The sequence below is a fragment of the Fictibacillus sp. 23RED33 genome, from assembly GCF_015903925.1.
GTDB classification, from domain to species: Bacteria; Bacillota; Bacilli; order Bacillales; family Fictibacillaceae; genus Fictibacillus; species Fictibacillus phosphorivorans.
The window spans coordinates 275078-291734 of the sequence record NZ_JACZDX010000003.1; the positions used below are offsets into that span (position 1 = coordinate 275078).

Sequence of the window (16657 nt, forward strand, 5' to 3'; positions counted from 1 at the left end):
GGGGGCTGACTAGAATACTGCACCACTCCAAAGCAAATAATATCATATCATACTTCCAATTTTGCAACAATCTCTTAGTGGTTTCTTTTTATAATGTAGTCAGCGATGGACGCTAATATGCCTGTATTTCCGTTGATCTTGTTTAAATGTTCCAAAGAAATATGTATATGATTTTCCATTTCTTTCTTTGCACCAATAAGTCCAAGAATCTTAGGATAAGTAGTTTTCAAATTAGCCTCATCACTTCCAACGGGTTTACCTATTTCTTCTTGATTTCCTGTTACATCAAGGATGTCATCTTGAATCTGAAAAGCAATCCCGATATGTCGTGCATAGTTTGTCAGGTGCATTAGATCTTCATTAGAAGCTCCCGCTGCAATTCCACCCATGATCACTGAACATTCGAGCATTTTACCTGTCTTCTTTTCATGAATGCTTTCTAACTCCGTTAACGTGAGGTCTCTGTTCTCTCCCTCTATGTCTTCTACTTGACCGCCGACCATACCTGTTGCTCCAGCAGCTTTTGATAAAACTGCAATCATTTGAACTTTTTGGTCAGATGTTAAAGAAGAGTTGTTTGTAATCAAGCTAAAGCTCTCGGTTAATAAAGCATCTCCTGCTAGAATCGCTTGAGCCTCACCAAAAACTTTATGGTTCGTGAGTTTTCCTCTTCTATAATCATCATTGTCCATAGAAGGAAGGTCATCATGAATTAAAGAATACGTGTGAACAAATTCAATCGAACAAACAACATCCTCTATTTCTGCTGTATTCTTTTCAAAAGATTCCATAACAGCAAGAGCCAGGATCGGACGTATTCGCTTTCCACCTGCAGAAATGGAATATAGCATCGATTTTTTTAATGTTTCTGGAGCATCTAGCTTGTTTAAGTATTCAACCATCTGTTCTTCAACCAATGATTTTTTATCTCGAAGATATTGTTCAAACGCTATCAATGATCTTCCTCCTGAATCGCGAATGGTTCTTCTTTTCCGTCTTCATGCAGAATCGTATCCATCTTCTTTTCAACATTCTGTAATTTCGTATGACATAATTTTGAAAGCTTCATCCCTTGTTGATACAGATCGATACTTTCTTCTAAAGGAACATCTCCCTGTTCAAGCTTTTCAACGATTTCTTCAAGCTGTATCATAGCTTCTTCAAATGTAAGTTTGCTTGTTTTTTCAGTCATTCGTGTAAGACGCCTCCGTTCCAGTGATGTGACAATCAATCTGTCCATCTTTTAACTTTATCGTTAGTGCATCTCCAGCCTTTACCTGTGATACGGACTTAACCAATTCGTCTTTGCCTTGTTTATAGGTCAAGCTGTACCCTCTATCCATTACAGCTAGAGGATTAAGGGAAGAGAGCCTAGAAATCTTGTTTGAAAAATCCCTCTGGTGCTGCCTTACGTGACGATTTGTTTCTTTTAGCAATGTCTTATGCAGAGAAACAACTCTTTCGTTTGCCTTCTGAATCTGACCACTTGGTGAAAACAAAAAAAGCTGACGTTTAACCTGTGAGAGATGATTCTGATGCTGATCAACAAAGCTTCCAACTGTACGTTTCAATTGATCCATACACCTATCGAGTTCTTGCTCTTTTTGTTTTATCAATTGCGTAGGGTATTTAAAAGCGTACGATTTTTGAAGGCGTGATAGATGCTGTTGATGACCGGCAACAAACTCATTCATCACTCTTTTCAGACGAACATTTCTTTGGAATAATCTATCTTTCAATTCATCTAGATGAGGCACTGCCATCTCAGCCGCAGCTGTTGGTGTTGGTGCTCTTAGATCAGCTACAAAGTCTGCAATCGTAAAATCTGTTTCATGCCCAACAGCAGAAATGACCGGCAGATGTGATTGAAAGATCGCTCTTGCAACACTTTCTTCATTAAACGCCCACAGCTCTTCAATCGAGCCTCCACCACGTCCTACGATTAGTACATCTGAAGCATTCAAAGCATTCGCTTGTTCGATCGCCCGAACGATGGATGGAGCAGCGCCTGGTCCTTGAACGAGTACGGGATAGATCGTGACAGCAGCTAGCGGAAACCTTCGTTTTATGGTTGTCACGATGTCTCTTACGGCAGCTCCTGTTGGTGAAGTGATCACGCCTATCGTCGAAGGGAATTTAGGCAGTGGCTTTTTATGCATTGGATCAAAAAGTCCTTGTTGTTCTAACGTATTCTTAAGGTTCTCATACGCTAGAAACAAGTTACCAACACCGTCTTGCTGCATCGTTCTGACATACAGCTGGTATTGTCCTTGAGGTTCGTATACAGAGAATGAACCTTGAATTAATACATTCATTCCTTCTTCAGGTTTAAAGTTTAAATGTCTGTTGTTTCCTGCAAACATGACCGCAGAAACTCTGCTGTTTGCATCTTTCAACGTAAAATACAAATGTCCCCTGCTATGGAGCTTAACATTGGATAGCTCCCCTTTAACCCAAACATCTTGTAAGTTACCGTCATTTTCAAATAGCCTCTTAATATACCGGGTTACAGCCGATATTGGAACATACCGATTGTTGTTCTGCATTAATGTACTTCCTTTAGCTTCTTTCTCCATTTTGAAGCAAGAACCGTATTGTTCATTAACATCGTAATCGTCATAGGACCAACGCCTCCTGGAACAGGAGTGATATGTTTCGCTTTAGGCTTAATGGCCTCATAGTCCACATCCCCACAAAGCTTTCCGTTCTCCTTGCGATTAACACCTACATCAATGACAACCGTACCTGCTTTAACCATATCTTCTGTAATAAGGTTCGGTTTTCCTACCGCCGCAATTAAAATATCGGCTTGTAATGTTTGTTCACGAAGATTTTTTGTTCTAGAGTGACAAAACGTTACCGTTGCGTTTTCTTGCAAGAAAAGCTGCCCAGCTGGCTTTCCAACAAGGTTGCTTCTTCCTACAACCACAACATGTTTGCCTGAAATATCTTCACCGGTTTGTTTGACCATCTCTAAAATTCCAAGAGGAGTACAAGGTATGAATGCTTGCTCGTCTCCTGCATGCATTCTTCCGATATTAATCGGATGAAACCCGTCTACATCTTTTTCAGGCAGAATCGCCTCAATTACTTTTGATTCACTTATATGTGAAGGAAGGGGAAGTTGAACGAGAATCCCATCAATTTGTTCGTCATTGTTAAACGCTTGAATGTATTGTAACAATTCATTCTCAGAAATAGATTCAGGAAGCTCCGTCAATACCGAATGCATACCGAGCTCTTTACATGTTCTTTCTTTTGCTAGTACATACGAACGAGACGCTGGGTGATCGCCTACTAGAATAACAGCTAAACCTGGAACAATTCCGTCTTGTTTAAGGTCTTGGATCTCTTTTGCAAGTTTCTCTCTGATCTCTCTCGCAATCTGTTTTCCGTCTAACACAGCCATTCTAAAGTCCCCCTCAAAAGTAGTTGTTTGATTATTTAATTAGTTATTGTTAATATCTTTGATTATTTTTCCTAGGACTCCGTTTACGAAACGTCCTGCTTCTTCACCGCCAAAGATTTTTGCTGTTTCGATCGCTTCATTCAATGTTACGTTCTTAGGAACCTCTTCCATGAACAGCCATTCGTAAGCTGCCATCTGAAGAACGACACGTTCTACGTTTGCTAGTCTTGAAAAGCTCCATTTTTCTAAATAAGGCGTAAGAAAACGCTCGATTTCTTCTTTCTTTTCAACCGTACCATGAACCATCTGTGTTAAGAATTCGTCTGATGGCTCTCCTTCTAAAACATGCTCCATAGCTTCACTAGCTGAGATGTCACTTACTTCAATTTGAAAAAGCGATTGAAATGCCTTTTCTCTGGCAAGTCTGCGTTTCATAATCCGACTTCCTTTCTATTTGCGAACAATTTCTATCTAGCATAATACCATAATGTTAGGACTCGTTACAATCCGAACAATGGACTTACTAACCCTTCCGAACATTCAGTTTTTTTACTTTCTGTTAAAAGTATTTTATCTTTTCTAAGTGTGAATTTTAAAGAAGTAATTTTTTCGGGCTTATTCTAATTCATTCATGCTTTTGAAGGTTATTGATTTCCATTAAAGGATGCTCACTTTCCGAGGGGAAGGCCGTGAGCTATATTCGTACGTCTCCAGTATAAATGTCTCAAATAGTAGGCGCGTACCTTCCATTCTATACGAAGTGGGTATCCAGACTGTTCATTCAGTAAATTCACGAGAAAATTCTAGAAATTTCGGACTTTACCCGCAAGTTTGGGCTATATCCCGGCGAGATTTACCTATATACTGGCGAGTTGACATCACTCGAGTACTCTTCTACCACTTATACCCCCACCTCAACTGTAACTTCAATGAGCTGAATGTTTTCATCACAAAATTTGCTCGTAATAAACAACAAGAAAAAAGACCAAAGGGCAAGTAGAACCTCACCCTTTGATCTTTTTAATAATCTACTTCTGGTGCTTCATTCTGTTTTTCTTTTGAATCAAATTGAACACCAACTACGAATACGTTGATATCCGTTGCTTCTAGTGCTGTCATGTCTAGAAGCGCTTGTCTGATATAATCTTGAATTTTTTGAGCTACATCTGGAATCGCAACTCCATATTTCATTGATACGTATACATCAATAGAAATACCTGCTTCTGAGAGTTCTACTTTAACGCCTTTGCCATGCGTTTTCTTTCCAAGTCGCTCTACTACACCACTTGCAAAGCTGCCTCTCATGGAAGCGACACCTTCAACATCTGAAGCTGCAATACTTGCAATAACTTCGATAACCTCAGGTGAGATCTCCACTTTTCCTAATTCTGATGAGTAACTTTCCATTTCAAATGATAGTTCGTTCATCACTTAAACACCTCCGTACTTATTCGCTTTTTGAAGTTAAATCATGATTTTCTAAAAACTTTGTATTAAAGTCACCATTCACAAAAGTCTCATGGTTTAACAGACGCAGGTGGAACGGAATGGTCGTATGAATTCCTTCGATAACAAACTCGCTTAGTGCACGCTTCATACGGTCGATTGCTTCTTGTCTAGTATTTCCGTAAGTTATAACTTTAGCAATCATAGAATCATAAAATGGTGGAATCGTATAGCCAGGGTAAACAGCAGAATCAATTCGAACACCTAGACCGCCTGGTGGAAGGTACATTTCAATCTTTCCAGCAGAAGGCATAAAGTTTTTCTCAGGATTCTCTGCATTAATTCTGCATTCGATCGACCAGCCATCAAACTCGATATCTTCTTGTTTGTATCGCAATCTCTCACCTGAAGCTACTTTGATCTGTTCCTTGATTAAATCAATTCCCGTTACCATCTCAGTTACAGGATGTTCTACTTGGATTCTAGTATTCATCTCCATGAAATAGAAGTCACCTGTATTATGATCAAAGATAAATTCTACGGTACCAGCACCAGAATATTGAACGGCTTCAGCTGCTTTTACTGCTGCATCACCCATCTCTTGGCGTTTAGATGGGGAGATAGCAGGAGATGGTGTCTCCTCTAAAAGCTTTTGAAGACGTCTTTGGATACTGCAGTCTCTTTCTCCCAAGTGAATAACATTCCCATGGTTATCTGCAAGCACCTGTATCTCAACATGTCGGAAATCTTCAATGTATTTTTCAATATACACACCTGGGTTACCAAAAGCAGTTGCTGCTTCTTGCTGAGTGATCGCAATGCCTTTTAAAAGTTCCGTTTCATTCTTAGCTACGCGGATCCCCTTACCCCCACCGCCTGCTGTTGCTTTAATAATTACAGGATACCCAATTTTGTTGCTGAGTTCAATGGCTTCTTCCTTGTCCCTAATAATCCCGTCAGAACCCGGTACGATAGGAACTCCGGCATCCGCCATCGTTGCTCTCGCAACATCCTTAATACCCATCTTGTTGATCGCTTCAGCACTTGGACCAACAAACGTTACATTGCATTCTCTACATAGTTCTGCAAAGTCAGCGTTCTCTGCCAAGAATCCATATCCAGGATGAATGGCTTCTGAGCCAGTTAGTGTTGCTACGCTCATTATGTTAGTGAAGTTCAGATAACTATCTTTTGAAGCAGTCGGTCCGATACAATAAGCCTCATCTGCCAAACGGACATGCAAGGCATCTTTATCGGCTTCTGAATAAACGGCTACTGTTTCAACACCAAGTTCTTTGCATGCGCGAATAATCCTTACAGCAATCTCACCACGGTTTGCTACTAATAGCTTTTTAATCATAGACATACCCTCCTATTCTGCTTTCACAAGGAACAGAGGTTGTCCGTATTCTACTAATTGTCCGTTCTCAACTAGTACTTTTACGATTTCACCATTCACTTCAGATTCAATCTCGTTGAATAATTTCATCGCTTCGATAATACAAACGATGCTATCTTTTGAAACTTTATCTCCCGGCTTAACAAAGGCTTCTACATCTGGAGATGAAGCAGAATAGAACGTTCCTACCATAGGAGAAACTACCTTATGTAAGTTAGCATCTTCGTCTGCCTGTTTTGTTTCTTGTTTAACTTCTGTATTTTCCTTAACTGTTTCAGCTGCTGGAGCCTGTTCTTTTACAGGTGGCGCTTGAGTGACTACGGGCTGAGAAACAACTTCTTCTGCTCCATAAGAAACTACTGATCCACTGTCCTTTTTAAGAACAATCTTAGAACCATCATTTTCGTATTTGAATTCATTGATGCTTGATTTGTCAATAAGTTTAATCAATTCACGAATTTCTTGTATTTTTAGCATGATCTCTACTCCTTTTAACAATCCTATCCAGTTTAGATTTTTTTATTTAGCACCTTCTATTGTGACTAGGTCTTAACACATGTAATATACCACATTTCTTTTTTCGTGGATACATTAGAATCATTTTTCAAGTTAATAGTACACGATTACACCTTACATTGTAAGCGTTTACGGTTACTCTTCACTATTTTCTATCATTTCCCGTCAAAAAGAAATGCAAACTTGAATGACGCTATAAGTTTCTATCCAATATATCATGAAACCGCAAAAAGAAAAAAGCCGGAATTTCCGGCTTTCCTACTCTTTTACGCTTATTTATTTGGACGCATGATATTCAACCGCTACTGTTTTCCCGCTACCAAGGTGTTCGTTTGCAACATTCATAATCTCAACAACTTCTTTTTTTGATAGTTTATCAGCTTTTACGATCACTTTGATCTCATTGTTCATCGTGCTCACTAAAGCATCATTGAATCCCATCGATTTGATCAATGTTTCTACTGTTGATTCTTGCATAGTAAGTGATTGAAGCTCTGTCATCTTTGCCCAAGCATCAGCTTGAACTTCAGCTGAAGCGTCCTCAGAACCAGCAACGGCTACATAATCAGCACTCATCTCATCACGAACTTCATCTCGCTCTAGGCGAAGGGCAGTAAACACATCGTCGTTTGCAACACCTGACACAGTCGCTTCTTTACCAGACTTCTTTCCTGCCTCCAAATAAGCAAGATCATCCGTTCCACCAGGTGCTGTAATATAATACACAGACAACACAATGATTAAGCTAAGCATAGTTAGAAGCCAAACAGTTTGTTTTTTCAATAACATTTGTTTATTCCCCCTCAGGATTTTTTGGTCCTACAAAAATTTGATCACTACCTATATCAAAAACTTTTTTAACGAGCTCTATGATCATAGACTTTGTCTGGATGTTCTCTGCACCTTGCGCCAATATAGCCACACCTTTTATCTTTGGTTTTTCTGTTGTGACAATGATCGGCTCTTCTCTGCCGTCATTTGAGATAATTACTACTTTTTCATCTATCTTTTGATCTTCTATCGTTCTCTTACCGCCATTTTTATCATTTTCCGATGTAGTCTGGCTCTGTGTGCTATCATCTGTAACGAACTCTTTTCTCTCAGTTGTGGAAAGTTCTACCATGACGGAAACTTTGCCAACTCCTTGCATCTGTTCTAATAGATCTTTCAGTTCGTTAGAATAAAGGTCTTCATACGTTTTGATATTTTTGTCTGTTACTTCTTTAGCTTGTTTAAATACCGCCTCGGATTTAACCTTCGTTTCTGGCACTAGCCCGTTTAATGAACTTTTTTGAGCAGGGGAGTCTATCATCTTGCTAATAAACATAAGAGAAATTCCCAATAGAAGTAAGACAAGTAAGTACTTTTGTTTATTCCCTGCTTTATCACTCAGCTGCAGCCGTTTTTTTATCTGTTCCCAAAATGAACGTTTCATTGGGATAACTCCTCTCCCCCTTCCAAATGTACATCAACTTGGTCTGCATCCAGCTGCCACTGACTAGCTAAGAACTGGATGACTTCGTTAGAAACTGGTTGTGTGAGAGATTCTTTTCTCTCTGGATCAGAAACACTCACATCCACTTCTGATACTTCAGAGATTTCAGCTTGGTCGTGATACTTGGCTAGCACCACTTTGGCACCCCTTATATCTTCAGGCTCCAACGGCTGTTTACCCATTTCCGTTCGAATTTGAAGATCGACAATCTCTAACTCATAAGTCTGTTTCAACTCCTCTTGAACTTGTTTTTTCATTGGGACAGCCATTTGCTCTAATATATATGCACGTTGAGCGGATTGTATTTCACTTTTATTCTCTTCTATCGAATTTTTTATTTCGTCTTCTTTCGCTGCAGCTGGTAGATCCATGGCGAGAAACACTTGATCCAGATCTGAATTTATTAGTTTGAACAGTGGAGAGAGCATAGCAAGCAGTATGAGCAAACCTACAACCATCTTGATATAATTTTGAAATTGATTGCCAGGTAACAACAGCTCGATGACTCCGGCTAATAGTACAAGAATGATAATATTGGTTATCCACTCCGTTAAGAATGCCATGCTTCCCCTCCTATCGAACCATCAGCGTAACGTTTCCGGCTGCGATTATTATCGTTATAGCTAGAAAGAACATAATAGACACAGTCATAAGGGCAGCAAAGATAAACATGACGCTCTTACCGATGATGCCTAATGATTCAACGATCGGCCCACCTCCTAAAGGCTGAAGAAGGGCTGCAGCCATGCTATATATAAAAGCTAGAATTAAAACTTTGATGGCAGGAAATATAGCTAACAGAAGCAATAATAATGCCCCGATTATGCCAACTGAGTTCTTTAGTAAGATGGAAGCGCTCATGACAGTATCTGTCGCATCTGTAAACATACGGCCTACAACCGGAATAAAATTCCCTGTTACAAATTTTGCTGTCTTGATCGTTATTCCATCTGCTACTGCTGCTGTTGCACCTTGAACACTCATTACACCTAGGAATACAGTGAAAAAAAAGGCGAGTGCACCCATGCTGATATTTCTTAACAGCTTAGCTAACTGCGTGACTTTGTGATGCTCTGACATCGTTGAAACGATGCTTAATAGTGCAGATAAAAAAAGAAGCGGCAATACAAAATTTTTGATCAAAAGCCCGCTTGTATTTACTAAAAACAAGATGACCGGATGAAAAAACGCGACTGAAGCGATGCTTCCCACAGTTGCCATCAAGGCGAGAAGTAGGGGTATGAGTGCAATCATGAAACTTAACATGTTATCGATCGCTTCTGTTGCATAAGAGATCGCAACATGAAAACTGTTTAAAGCTAAAATGATTAAGACCATATAAATAATTCCATATGCCACCTTTGAAATAGCAGATCGATCAAAAGCGTTCTGGATGGATTGAAGCAACATGCTGAAAACAGTGAGCAAAATTAAGGTTCCAAGCAGTTTTCCGTGAACAGCAAGTTCGTGAAACATAAACTTTAAAAGTCCGACCATGTAGCCTTTTATAGAAAAATCTTTTTCTCCTTTTACAAATTCAAGGAAGGTTCCTTTTTGGCTTTCTGGCAAGAATCCTCCGTATTCACGGGAGATGCTATCCCAATATTGTTTGATTTCATCTAGCTGCATGGAGGATACTTGTTGATCTACTATTTTTGAAGTGATCGAGCTCGCTGATGCGGATTCTATGGGGCCAAATAGAATGAAGGAAAAGATTATGAGTAGAAGTAGACTTGTCCGCACCATCACTTTCTGCATCTTTATAACCTGCTTTCTTATTTCGGTATAAGCGTCAGAACGGTTTCAATAATTACTGTTAAAATAGGTATCGCCATCACGAGAATCAGTATCTTGCCACCTAGTTCAATCTTAGATGCTATCGCTCCCTGCCCCGCATCTCGTGTGATCTGTGCTCCAAACTCAGCAATATAAGCAATACCTATTATCTTTAATAACGTTTCAACATAGACCATGTTTACGTTAGCGTTTATGGCGAGTCGTTGAAGCATCGTAAGAATTTGTCCGATCTTATCGATCAAGAATAAAAAGATTCCTGCTCCAACCATGAGTGTGACCAAAAAAGCAAAATTCGCTTTTTGTTCTTTAAGGACTAAGGCTAAGAAAGCAGCAACTAGCCCAAAACCAACAATTTGGATAATTTCCAATCTGGCCCCCTCCTTAATTCTGAAACAAAAAGACGCCTTTTACCTTCTGAAATAAATCATCTAAAAGAGTGATGACCATAAAAAGGGCAACAACAAAACCTAAAAGAGTGACCCAGTGAGCATAGTCCTCTTTTCCGATCATCTTTAAAACGGTATGAAGCATAGCAACGATTATGCCAAGCCCCGCAATCTGAAACACTGCGTTTACATCCAATCCCATTTGTGAAACCTCCTTGTTACATTAAGAGAATAACGATTAAAAGTCCCATTAATACCCCAAGACTTTTACACATTTTTTCATAACGTTCTTGTATGTCTCTTGCTTCTTTTTCTTCACGATTAAGGTGAGCTAACGTCAACTGAATCTGCTTCTGCTGATGCTCTTTGTCATGCCTACCAAGCGTTGCGCTAAATTGGCGAAGCACTTCGATCTCACCCATCTTAAAAGAGGTTTCCTTTGCCAGAACAGCTAACTGAAGATCCCAGGCTTCTTGCACCGATAGCTCGCCTTCTGCTAAACGGTCTGATATGGTGAGAAAAAAAGTGGACAATGGTTCTTTTAATGGCCTTCCAATATGCAAAAACGCCTCATGAAGAGGAGTAGATCCGTACATGATCTCAGCCTCCAAGGCTTGTAGCGTTACTTTTAATTCTCTTAACTTCTTTGGCCGTTCTCTTACCCGCTTTGCCCATTCAAAACCAAAGATCGTTGTGGCTGAAAGAATAGCGATCGCACCGATCCAACTCATCATGCTGCACCACCAGATGATCTGTAGATCACGTTTAATGCTCCGTCATAGATTCTCTGAATGGTTCCCGGTCCTTTATCACGGCTCAAAATTACATACCTTTCAAACAAAGAAAGATCTCCTAAAGGTTTCATCACAGGTCGTTTCAGCGCATCTTCTATAGAGCTGCCATGTGCGGTGAAAATCATTTGAACACCCGCATGCATCGCTTCTAGTATCGCTTCACCGTCTTCTTTTCGTCCGATTTCATCAACGATCATGACTTGAGGACTCATCGAACGGATGAGCATCATCATCCCTTCTGCTTTCGGACATGCATCAAGAACATCTACACGCCTTCCAAAGGTATGCTGAGGAACACCTTTTATAGCACCCGCTATTTCAGAACGCTCATCCACAATTCCCACTTTAAAAGAAGGGATATTTTTTTGCTGAACGCCACAACTTACAAGTCTCGCAATATCTCTTAATAAAGTGGTTTTCCCGGTTTGCGGCGGACCGATCAGCAAAGTATTGAGCCATTTTTTTTGGTAGAGATATGAAATTAACGGTTCTGCGATTCCAATCTTCTCTCTTGCAACTCTCACGTTAAACGAACTAATATCTTTAATGGCTTTTACGAATCCATGTTCAGTGATCACTTTCCCTGCTAGTCCTACACGATGACCGCCTGAGATTGTGATATAACCTCTTTTTAGCTCCTCTTCAAGCGCGTAGAGAGAGTGCTGACTTAACCTGTTGAGCAATACTTGTGATTCTTCTGCCGTGATTGGGCCCTCAGTCGGATAGATCGGTTTACCGGAACAAAGGATTTCCATCGGTTGTCCAATTCGAACCCTGATCTCTTCAACAGATTGAAGGACAGATGGTGGCAGTTTTCTTAGCGTATGCTGTAGTTTATCTGGAAAAAGTCTAAAGATCGTCTCCATGACCGATTTCTCCTTTAAGAGGCTAGTACTATAAACGTATGGCAGACATGTAAGCTTTATGCCAATAAAGGTAGGCTTAAGATTAGGAGGGAAGATAGGGGGGTGTTTTTGATAGATTGTTAGTAAATATTTTGATGAATCCATTCTTTATAGTGAAACTTTTCAAATGAGAGGCAGTGTTATCTGATGATATTTAGCTATTCCAATCAGATTATTGCTGTTTTTAATGCAGCGAACCAAATCAGTGAGCTCTTTACTCTAAAATCGGTGTTTCGGCTAATAAAAAAACCTCACTCCAAAATGGAATGAGGTTTCAACATCATAGGCTATGCACGAGAAACGTAAGCTGCATTTCTTGTATCGATGATCAGCTTGTCCCCTTGGTTTACGAAGAAAGGAACTTGCACGATCAAACCTGTTTCAAGCGTCGCTGGCTTAGTTCCACCAGAAGCTGTGTCTCCTTTAATACCAGGCTCAGTCTCTACTACTACTAATTCAACTGTGTTTGGAAGTTCAACACCAATCGTCTCACCTTGGTACGTCATGATCTGAACGGTCATGTTTTCAAGCAAGTACTTCAACTCGTATTCGATTTGAGAAGCTTGAAGTTCAATTTGCTCATAAGATTCGTTATCCATGAACGTGTGAGTATCTCCTGATGCATATAGGTATTGCATCTTACGGTTCTCGATATGAGCTTTTGCTACTTTTTCTCCACCGCGGAATGTTTTTTCCTGGATACCACCTGTGCGAAGGTTACGAAGTTTAGAGCGAACAAATGCCGCACCTTTTCCTGGCTTTACGTGTTGGAACTCAAGAACTTGCCAGATTCCGTTGTCAACCTCAATCGTTAATCCTGTTTTAAAATCATTTACTGAAATCATGTTTTTATCCTCCTGAAATACCTTAACTTAACGTTAAAAGGGTTTTAGTAGAGTAGGTAAGTGATTCATTGCCATCTTTTGTTATGAGTGCATCGTCTTCAATCCGAACTCCGCCTAGTCCTGAGATATAAATACCTGGTTCTACTGTAACAAGCATTCCCGGTTCAAGAATCGTGTCAGACTTCATAGATAGAGCCGGACCTTCATGTACGTCTAAACCAATTCCATGTCCTGTAGAATGTCCGAAGTATTCACCATAACCTTTTGAAGCGATGTAATCACGTGTTAACGCGTCTGCATCCTTACCTGTCATTCCTGGTTTAATGCCTTTCATACCTAGCATCTGTGCATCATATACGACTTGGTAGATCTCTTTTAGCTCGTCAGAAACATTTCCGATGGCTACCGTACGAGTGATATCCGAACAATAACCTTTGTAGTATGCTCCAAAATCCAAGGTCACTAATTCACCTGTTTCAATCTTCTTATCTGAGGCAACACCATGTGGAAGGGCTGAACGGTAGCCTGAAGCCACAATAATATCAAACGATGAAGAGATGGCTCCATTTTTTCTCATGAAGAATTCTAGTTCGTTTGATACTTCCCGCTCTGTAAGTCCCGGGCGAATATACTCGATAATATGTGAAAAAGCGGCATCGGCAATAGATGCTGCATCCTTTACTATCTTAATCTCTGATTCATCCTTAATCAAGCGCAACTTTTCCACAAGACCAGATACTGGAACAAGTTCAGTCGTATTGTCATCTAATTGTTTCTCATATGTACGATATGTAGAGTATGTAACATGGTCTTGCTCGAAACCCAGCTTAGAAATTGAAAGCTCCTTCGTTAACTTTGCAACCTCTTGCGGAATCGGATCCGTGTGCATCACAACACGATAACCTTCTGCTTGTTCTGCTGCTTGAGTCTTATATCTGAAATCAGTTACTAAAATCGCTTCGTCTTTCGTGATCAAAAGCACGCCTGAACTTCCTTTGAAACCACTTAAGTAAAAACGGTTTGAAGAAGATGTAACTAATAGTGCATCAATATCAAACGTATCGAATAAACGCCTTGCTCGTTCTACACGATTCATAACGTATCCCCCTTAAGTTGATTATGAAAAACTTGTAGTGCTAATTTATAGCTATCAAAACCAAACCCTGAAATCTGTCCGATCGTAACTGGAGCAATAACAGATTCACGTCGAAATTCCTCTCGAGCATGAACATTTGATAAATGGACTTCGATTACAGGTACATCCACACTGGCAATTGCGTCTCTGATCGCATAACTATAATGAGTATAGGCACCTGCGTTTAGAACGATTCCGCTAAACTCACCTTCAGCTCTGTGAATGATATCAATGATATCTCCTTCAGTATTGCTCTGTTTAAACGAGATATCCAGAAGCAGTTCTTTCGATAAAGAAACAAGTTCCCCCTCTAGATCTTCCAATGTATGCGCGCCATATATGCCAGGCTCCCGTTTTCCCAATCTGTTTAAGTTCGGTCCGTTTATAACAAGAAAGTTTCTGTTTTTCACCTGAAACACCTAGCCTTTGCATAAAAAAATAGAATGTTCATAAAACATTCTATCATAGCGTCTGATCATTTGAATAGTTACGAACTTTGTGTAGATTCCTTGTTTCCCTGGGATTGGCCATGACGTTCACTGTATTCAAACGAGATCGAGTATCCTACAAAAACGCCATATAATATATAGATGCACAGCGTCGTTGTTATCGTATTCTTACCCATCGTGTTCATAGGTTCCAATCCTGGAAAGATCGGATGAAGTAAGAAAAAGACAATCCCCCACAGCGCAACACCGAAAAGGATGCCAGCCCACATGGATTTGATCTTAGCAAACGCATAGCGATATGCAATGGCAACTAAAATCGAAAGTAAAGCTATGATCAAAATACTGATTAGTTGACCTATCCACTCGGTTTTCCACTTACCAAGTGCCCATGGCACTAAAACAAGGGCAGGACCAACTTTTGAGAAATTTAAGTAGTAGGCGATAAATCCGAAAGAAGCCCAGATCAAGCCTCCAAAGAAGCCAACACCAACGACTCTGCTCATGAATGAAGATTGAGATTCTTGTTTATTTTGTTCTAGTTTTGAATCGCTCATTAACGACCACCTCCAACACTACTAGTATGTCCACAAAACCACTGCCCAAACTTCTCACACTCCAACCAATCATATTCCGTGTAAAACATGTATAAAATGGGAAAAATACAATCATCCTTTGTGGAGGAATATCCCGCTTTCCTGTAGAATAGAAAGTACCTACAAAACTTTAGGCTGGGGGTTCAACATGACAAAAGAGAAAAAGCCCGCTTACGGCGGCCAGGCCGTATTAGAAGGGGTTATGTTTGCCGGAAAGCACACATATGTAACGGCAATTCGGAGAAATGATGATACAATCGAGTATTTCGAACTTAAGAAAAAACCTTCTCCAGTACTATCAAAATTAAAGAAGATTCCTTTCTTAAGAGGATTCATAGCCATTATTGAAGCAAGTATGAACGGTACACAGCATTTAAATTTTTCAGCTGAGCGATTTGGTGTTAATCCCGGTGAAGAAGAAAAAGAGGAAGAAGAAAAGCCGTCTAAATTCGCTTTTTTCTTTTCTTTAGCCATTATCGGTGTCTTATCTTTTCTTTTCGGAAAATTTGTTTTTACGCTCGTACCTGTTTTTTTAGCAGAAGCTTTTCGTTTTATCGTGCCTGGGCACCTTGGTCAGAATCTGTTAGAAGGTCTGTTCAAGTTTATCTTTTTGTTAAGCTACATCTATTTTGTTTCTTTAACACCTGCGATCAAGAGGGTATTCATGTATCACGGAGCTGAACATAAGGTAATCAACACATACGAAGCGGGAGACGAGCTTACGGTTGAAAATGTTAAGAAGCATTCGCGGCTGCATTACCGTTGCGGAAGCAGTTTTATTCTATTTACCGTGATCGTCGGTATGTTTATCTATTATTTCTTTCCATCAGATCCGCTGTGGCTAAGAATTTTATGCAGACTTGCGCTTATTCCTGTGGTTTTAGGGGTATCTTTTGAAGTATTACAGTTAACAAATAAACTAAGAGATGTTCCTGTTCTTCGTTATCTAGGTTATCCAGGCTTATGGCTTCAACTCTTAACTACGAAAGAACCTGATGAAAAACAAATCGAAGTTTCTATAATTTCTTTTAATGAAATGTTACGTCGTGACGCATCCTATGAAAGTGAACTAAACGCAAGTAGAATCGTTTAATCATAAGGAGGTGAACCTGTTGCAACAGAATAATAGAAGATTGCATCCTATCATTTGGTTTGTTATTTCACTGGCTGTTGTCGGAATTCTTTATCAACTAGTCACTTCACCTCGCCAATTATTTACAACCATTCTGATCGGAGCAGCAGTGGTCGCCGTGTTTTACTTTATCTTTCGCAGAACCTCATCGGGTGTAAACGGCAAGTATAGAAAAGCAGTCAAGCAATCTCAAAAACGCTATGGCACGAATCAGAAGCCGGCGAAGGCTGCCTCTCCGTTGTTTCCGAGCAAAAAGACTGCAAAGAGTTCCGCTCAGAGAAAGAAAACACGTGAACATCACTTAACCGTGATCGAAGGGAAAAAGAACAAGAAAAAAAATCGAGCCTCCTTTTAAG

The 16657-nt window shown here is 39.9% G+C and carries 22 protein-coding genes; 2 read left to right on the forward strand and 20 right to left on the reverse strand.

Features of this window, described 5'->3' with window-relative positions; genetic code table 11:
* Positions 1 to 74: 74 nt before the first annotated feature.
* The 20 genes from IHV09_RS13225 to IHV09_RS13320 form a co-directional block, all read right to left on the reverse strand.
* Positions 75 to 956 (reverse strand): polyprenyl synthetase family protein, encoded by an 882-nt coding sequence (locus tag IHV09_RS13225; protein ID WP_370568822.1) that lies wholly within the window; start codon positions 954 to 956, stop codon positions 75 to 77.
* A complete protein-coding gene (locus tag IHV09_RS13230) occupies positions 953 to 1192 on the reverse strand; it encodes an exodeoxyribonuclease VII small subunit (RefSeq protein ID WP_066396014.1) in 240 nt (79 codons plus the stop codon). Before IHV09_RS13230 ends, IHV09_RS13225 begins: the two co-directional genes overlap by 4 nt.
* Entirely contained in the window at positions 1185 to 2546 is a 1362-nt protein-coding gene (gene xseA / locus IHV09_RS13235; protein ID WP_197264684.1) for an exodeoxyribonuclease VII large subunit, read from the reverse strand. The genes IHV09_RS13230 and xseA overlap by 8 nt, the downstream gene beginning before the upstream one ends.
* Positions 2546 to 3409, reverse strand: coding sequence for a bifunctional methylenetetrahydrofolate dehydrogenase/methenyltetrahydrofolate cyclohydrolase FolD (gene folD / locus IHV09_RS13240; protein ID WP_197130982.1), 864 nt, complete (start codon positions 3407 to 3409; stop codon positions 2546 to 2548). Before folD ends, xseA begins: the two co-directional genes overlap by 1 nt.
* A gap of 39 nt (positions 3410 to 3448) precedes the next feature.
* Positions 3449 to 3844: a transcription antitermination factor NusB gene (gene nusB / locus IHV09_RS13245; protein ID WP_197130985.1), complete on the reverse strand. Its 396-nt coding sequence runs from the start codon at positions 3842 to 3844 to the stop codon at positions 3449 to 3451.
* A 585-nt stretch (positions 3845 to 4429) separates the two neighbouring features.
* The gene (locus IHV09_RS13250; protein ID WP_137788933.1) at positions 4430 to 4837 is read right to left on the reverse strand and encodes an Asp23/Gls24 family envelope stress response protein; all 408 of its coding nucleotides are present in this window, start codon (positions 4835 to 4837) and stop codon (positions 4430 to 4432) included.
* Between the two features lie 19 nt (positions 4838 to 4856).
* On the reverse strand, positions 4857 to 6215 hold the full coding sequence (accC, locus tag IHV09_RS13255; protein ID WP_191753868.1) for an acetyl-CoA carboxylase biotin carboxylase subunit: 1359 nt from the start codon (positions 6213 to 6215) through the stop codon (positions 4857 to 4859).
* 12 nt (positions 6216 to 6227) lie between these two features.
* Positions 6228 to 6731 (reverse strand): acetyl-CoA carboxylase biotin carboxyl carrier protein, encoded by a 504-nt coding sequence (gene accB / locus IHV09_RS13260; protein ID WP_191753867.1) that lies wholly within the window; start codon positions 6729 to 6731, stop codon positions 6228 to 6230.
* Between the two features lie 315 nt (positions 6732 to 7046).
* Entirely contained in the window at positions 7047 to 7559 is a 513-nt protein-coding gene (locus tag IHV09_RS13265; protein WP_191753866.1) for a SpoIIIAH-like family protein, read from the reverse strand.
* A gap of 4 nt (positions 7560 to 7563) precedes the next feature.
* Positions 7564 to 8205, reverse strand: a complete 642-nt coding sequence (spoIIIAG, locus tag IHV09_RS13270) for a stage III sporulation protein AG (RefSeq protein WP_191753865.1) — start codon at positions 8203 to 8205, stop codon at positions 7564 to 7566.
* Positions 8202 to 8828, reverse strand: coding sequence for a stage III sporulation protein AF (gene spoIIIAF, locus IHV09_RS13275; protein ID WP_197130988.1), 627 nt, complete (start codon positions 8826 to 8828; stop codon positions 8202 to 8204). Before spoIIIAF ends, spoIIIAG begins: the two co-directional genes overlap by 4 nt.
* Before the next feature lie 10 nt (positions 8829 to 8838).
* A complete protein-coding gene (gene spoIIIAE, locus IHV09_RS13280; RefSeq protein ID WP_197264685.1) occupies positions 8839 to 10023 on the reverse strand; it encodes a stage III sporulation protein AE in 1185 nt (394 codons plus the stop codon).
* 17 nt (positions 10024 to 10040) lie between these two features.
* Positions 10041 to 10430: a stage III sporulation protein AD gene (gene spoIIIAD, locus IHV09_RS13285; protein ID WP_066396033.1), complete on the reverse strand. Its 390-nt coding sequence runs from the start codon at positions 10428 to 10430 to the stop codon at positions 10041 to 10043.
* A gap of 13 nt (positions 10431 to 10443) precedes the next feature.
* Positions 10444 to 10650 carry a stage III sporulation protein AC gene (spoIIIAC, locus tag IHV09_RS13290; RefSeq protein WP_066290831.1) on the reverse strand — a complete coding sequence of 69 codons (207 nt, stop codon included), beginning with the start codon at positions 10648 to 10650 and terminating at the stop codon, positions 10444 to 10446.
* Between the two features lie 16 nt (positions 10651 to 10666).
* Complete coding sequence (gene spoIIIAB / locus IHV09_RS13295) at positions 10667 to 11182, reverse strand: stage III sporulation protein SpoIIIAB (protein ID WP_231618300.1); 516 nt, start codon at positions 11180 to 11182, stop codon at positions 10667 to 10669.
* Positions 11179 to 12108 carry a stage III sporulation protein AA gene (gene spoIIIAA / locus IHV09_RS13300; RefSeq protein WP_197130994.1) on the reverse strand — a complete coding sequence of 310 codons (930 nt, stop codon included), beginning with the start codon at positions 12106 to 12108 and terminating at the stop codon, positions 11179 to 11181. The genes spoIIIAB and spoIIIAA overlap by 4 nt, the downstream gene beginning before the upstream one ends.
* Positions 12109 to 12434: 326 nt before the next feature.
* The gene (efp, locus tag IHV09_RS13305; protein ID WP_197264686.1) at positions 12435 to 12992 is read right to left on the reverse strand and encodes an elongation factor P; all 558 of its coding nucleotides are present in this window, start codon (positions 12990 to 12992) and stop codon (positions 12435 to 12437) included.
* A 22-nt stretch (positions 12993 to 13014) separates the two neighbouring features.
* Positions 13015 to 14088, reverse strand: a complete 1074-nt coding sequence (locus IHV09_RS13310; protein ID WP_197131000.1) for a M24 family metallopeptidase — start codon at positions 14086 to 14088, stop codon at positions 13015 to 13017.
* On the reverse strand, positions 14085 to 14537 hold the full coding sequence (gene aroQ / locus IHV09_RS13315; RefSeq protein ID WP_197191498.1) for a type II 3-dehydroquinate dehydratase: 453 nt from the start codon (positions 14535 to 14537) through the stop codon (positions 14085 to 14087). Before aroQ ends, IHV09_RS13310 begins: the two co-directional genes overlap by 4 nt.
* A gap of 77 nt (positions 14538 to 14614) precedes the next feature.
* On the reverse strand, positions 14615 to 15130 hold the full coding sequence (locus IHV09_RS13320) for a YqhR family membrane protein (RefSeq protein ID WP_197131005.1): 516 nt from the start codon (positions 15128 to 15130) through the stop codon (positions 14615 to 14617).
* Between the two features lie 187 nt (positions 15131 to 15317).
* On the opposite strand from IHV09_RS13320, the gene IHV09_RS13325 reads away from it, so the two are divergent.
* Both IHV09_RS13325 and IHV09_RS13330 read left to right on the forward strand, forming a co-directional pair.
* Positions 15318 to 16262 (forward strand): DUF1385 domain-containing protein, encoded by a 945-nt coding sequence (locus IHV09_RS13325; protein WP_197131007.1) that lies wholly within the window; start codon positions 15318 to 15320, stop codon positions 16260 to 16262.
* 19 nt (positions 16263 to 16281) lie between these two features.
* Positions 16282 to 16656, forward strand: coding sequence for an SA1362 family protein (locus tag IHV09_RS13330; protein WP_197131009.1), 375 nt, complete (start codon positions 16282 to 16284; stop codon positions 16654 to 16656).
* Position 16657 lies beyond the last annotated feature (1 nt).

What these genes read in the sequence shown, in the direction of transcription:
- IHV09_RS13230 (WP_066396014.1), bottom strand. Translation starts at nt 1,192, where the DNA reads ATGACTGAAAAAACAAGCAAACTTACATTTGAAGAAGCTATGATACAG.
- xseA (WP_197264684.1), bottom strand. Translation starts at nt 2,546, where the DNA reads ATGCAGAACAACAATCGGTATGTTCCAATATCGGCTGTAACCCGGTAT.
- folD (WP_197130982.1), bottom strand. Translation starts at nt 3,409, where the DNA reads ATGGCTGTGTTAGACGGAAAACAGATTGCGAGAGAGATCAGAGAGAAA.
- nusB (WP_197130985.1), bottom strand. Translation starts at nt 3,844, where the DNA reads ATGAAACGCAGACTTGCCAGAGAAAAGGCATTTCAATCGCTTTTTCAA.
- IHV09_RS13250 (WP_137788933.1), bottom strand. Translation starts at nt 4,837, where the DNA reads ATGAACGAACTATCATTTGAAATGGAAAGTTACTCATCAGAATTAGGA.
- accC (WP_191753868.1), bottom strand. Translation starts at nt 6,215, where the DNA reads ATGATTAAAAAGCTATTAGTAGCAAACCGTGGTGAGATTGCTGTAAGG.
- accB (WP_191753867.1), bottom strand. Translation starts at nt 6,731, where the DNA reads ATGCTAAAAATACAAGAAATTCGTGAATTGATTAAACTTATTGACAAA.
- IHV09_RS13265 (WP_191753866.1), bottom strand. Translation starts at nt 7,559, where the DNA reads ATGTTATTGAAAAAACAAACTGTTTGGCTTCTAACTATGCTTAGCTTA.
- spoIIIAG (WP_191753865.1), bottom strand. Translation starts at nt 8,205, where the DNA reads ATGAAACGTTCATTTTGGGAACAGATAAAAAAACGGCTGCAGCTGAGT.
- spoIIIAF (WP_197130988.1), bottom strand. Translation starts at nt 8,828, where the DNA reads ATGGCATTCTTAACGGAGTGGATAACCAATATTATCATTCTTGTACTA.
- spoIIIAE (WP_197264685.1), bottom strand. Translation starts at nt 10,023, where the DNA reads ATGCAGAAAGTGATGGTGCGGACAAGTCTACTTCTACTCATAATCTTT.
- spoIIIAC (WP_066290831.1), bottom strand. Translation starts at nt 10,650, where the DNA reads ATGGGATTGGATGTAAACGCAGTGTTTCAGATTGCGGGGCTTGGCATA.
- spoIIIAB (WP_231618300.1), bottom strand. Translation starts at nt 11,182, where the DNA reads ATGATGAGTTGGATCGGTGCGATCGCTATTCTTTCAGCCACAACGATC.
- spoIIIAA (WP_197130994.1), bottom strand. Translation starts at nt 12,108, where the DNA reads ATGGAGACGATCTTTAGACTTTTTCCAGATAAACTACAGCATACGCTA.
- efp (WP_197264686.1), bottom strand. Translation starts at nt 12,992, where the DNA reads ATGATTTCAGTAAATGATTTTAAAACAGGATTAACGATTGAGGTTGAC.
- IHV09_RS13310 (WP_197131000.1), bottom strand. Translation starts at nt 14,088, where the DNA reads ATGAATCGTGTAGAACGAGCAAGGCGTTTATTCGATACGTTTGATATT.
- IHV09_RS13320 (WP_197131005.1), bottom strand. Translation starts at nt 15,130, where the DNA reads ATGAGCGATTCAAAACTAGAACAAAATAAACAAGAATCTCAATCTTCA.
- IHV09_RS13325 (WP_197131007.1), top strand. Translation starts at nt 15,318, where the DNA reads ATGACAAAAGAGAAAAAGCCCGCTTACGGCGGCCAGGCCGTATTAGAA.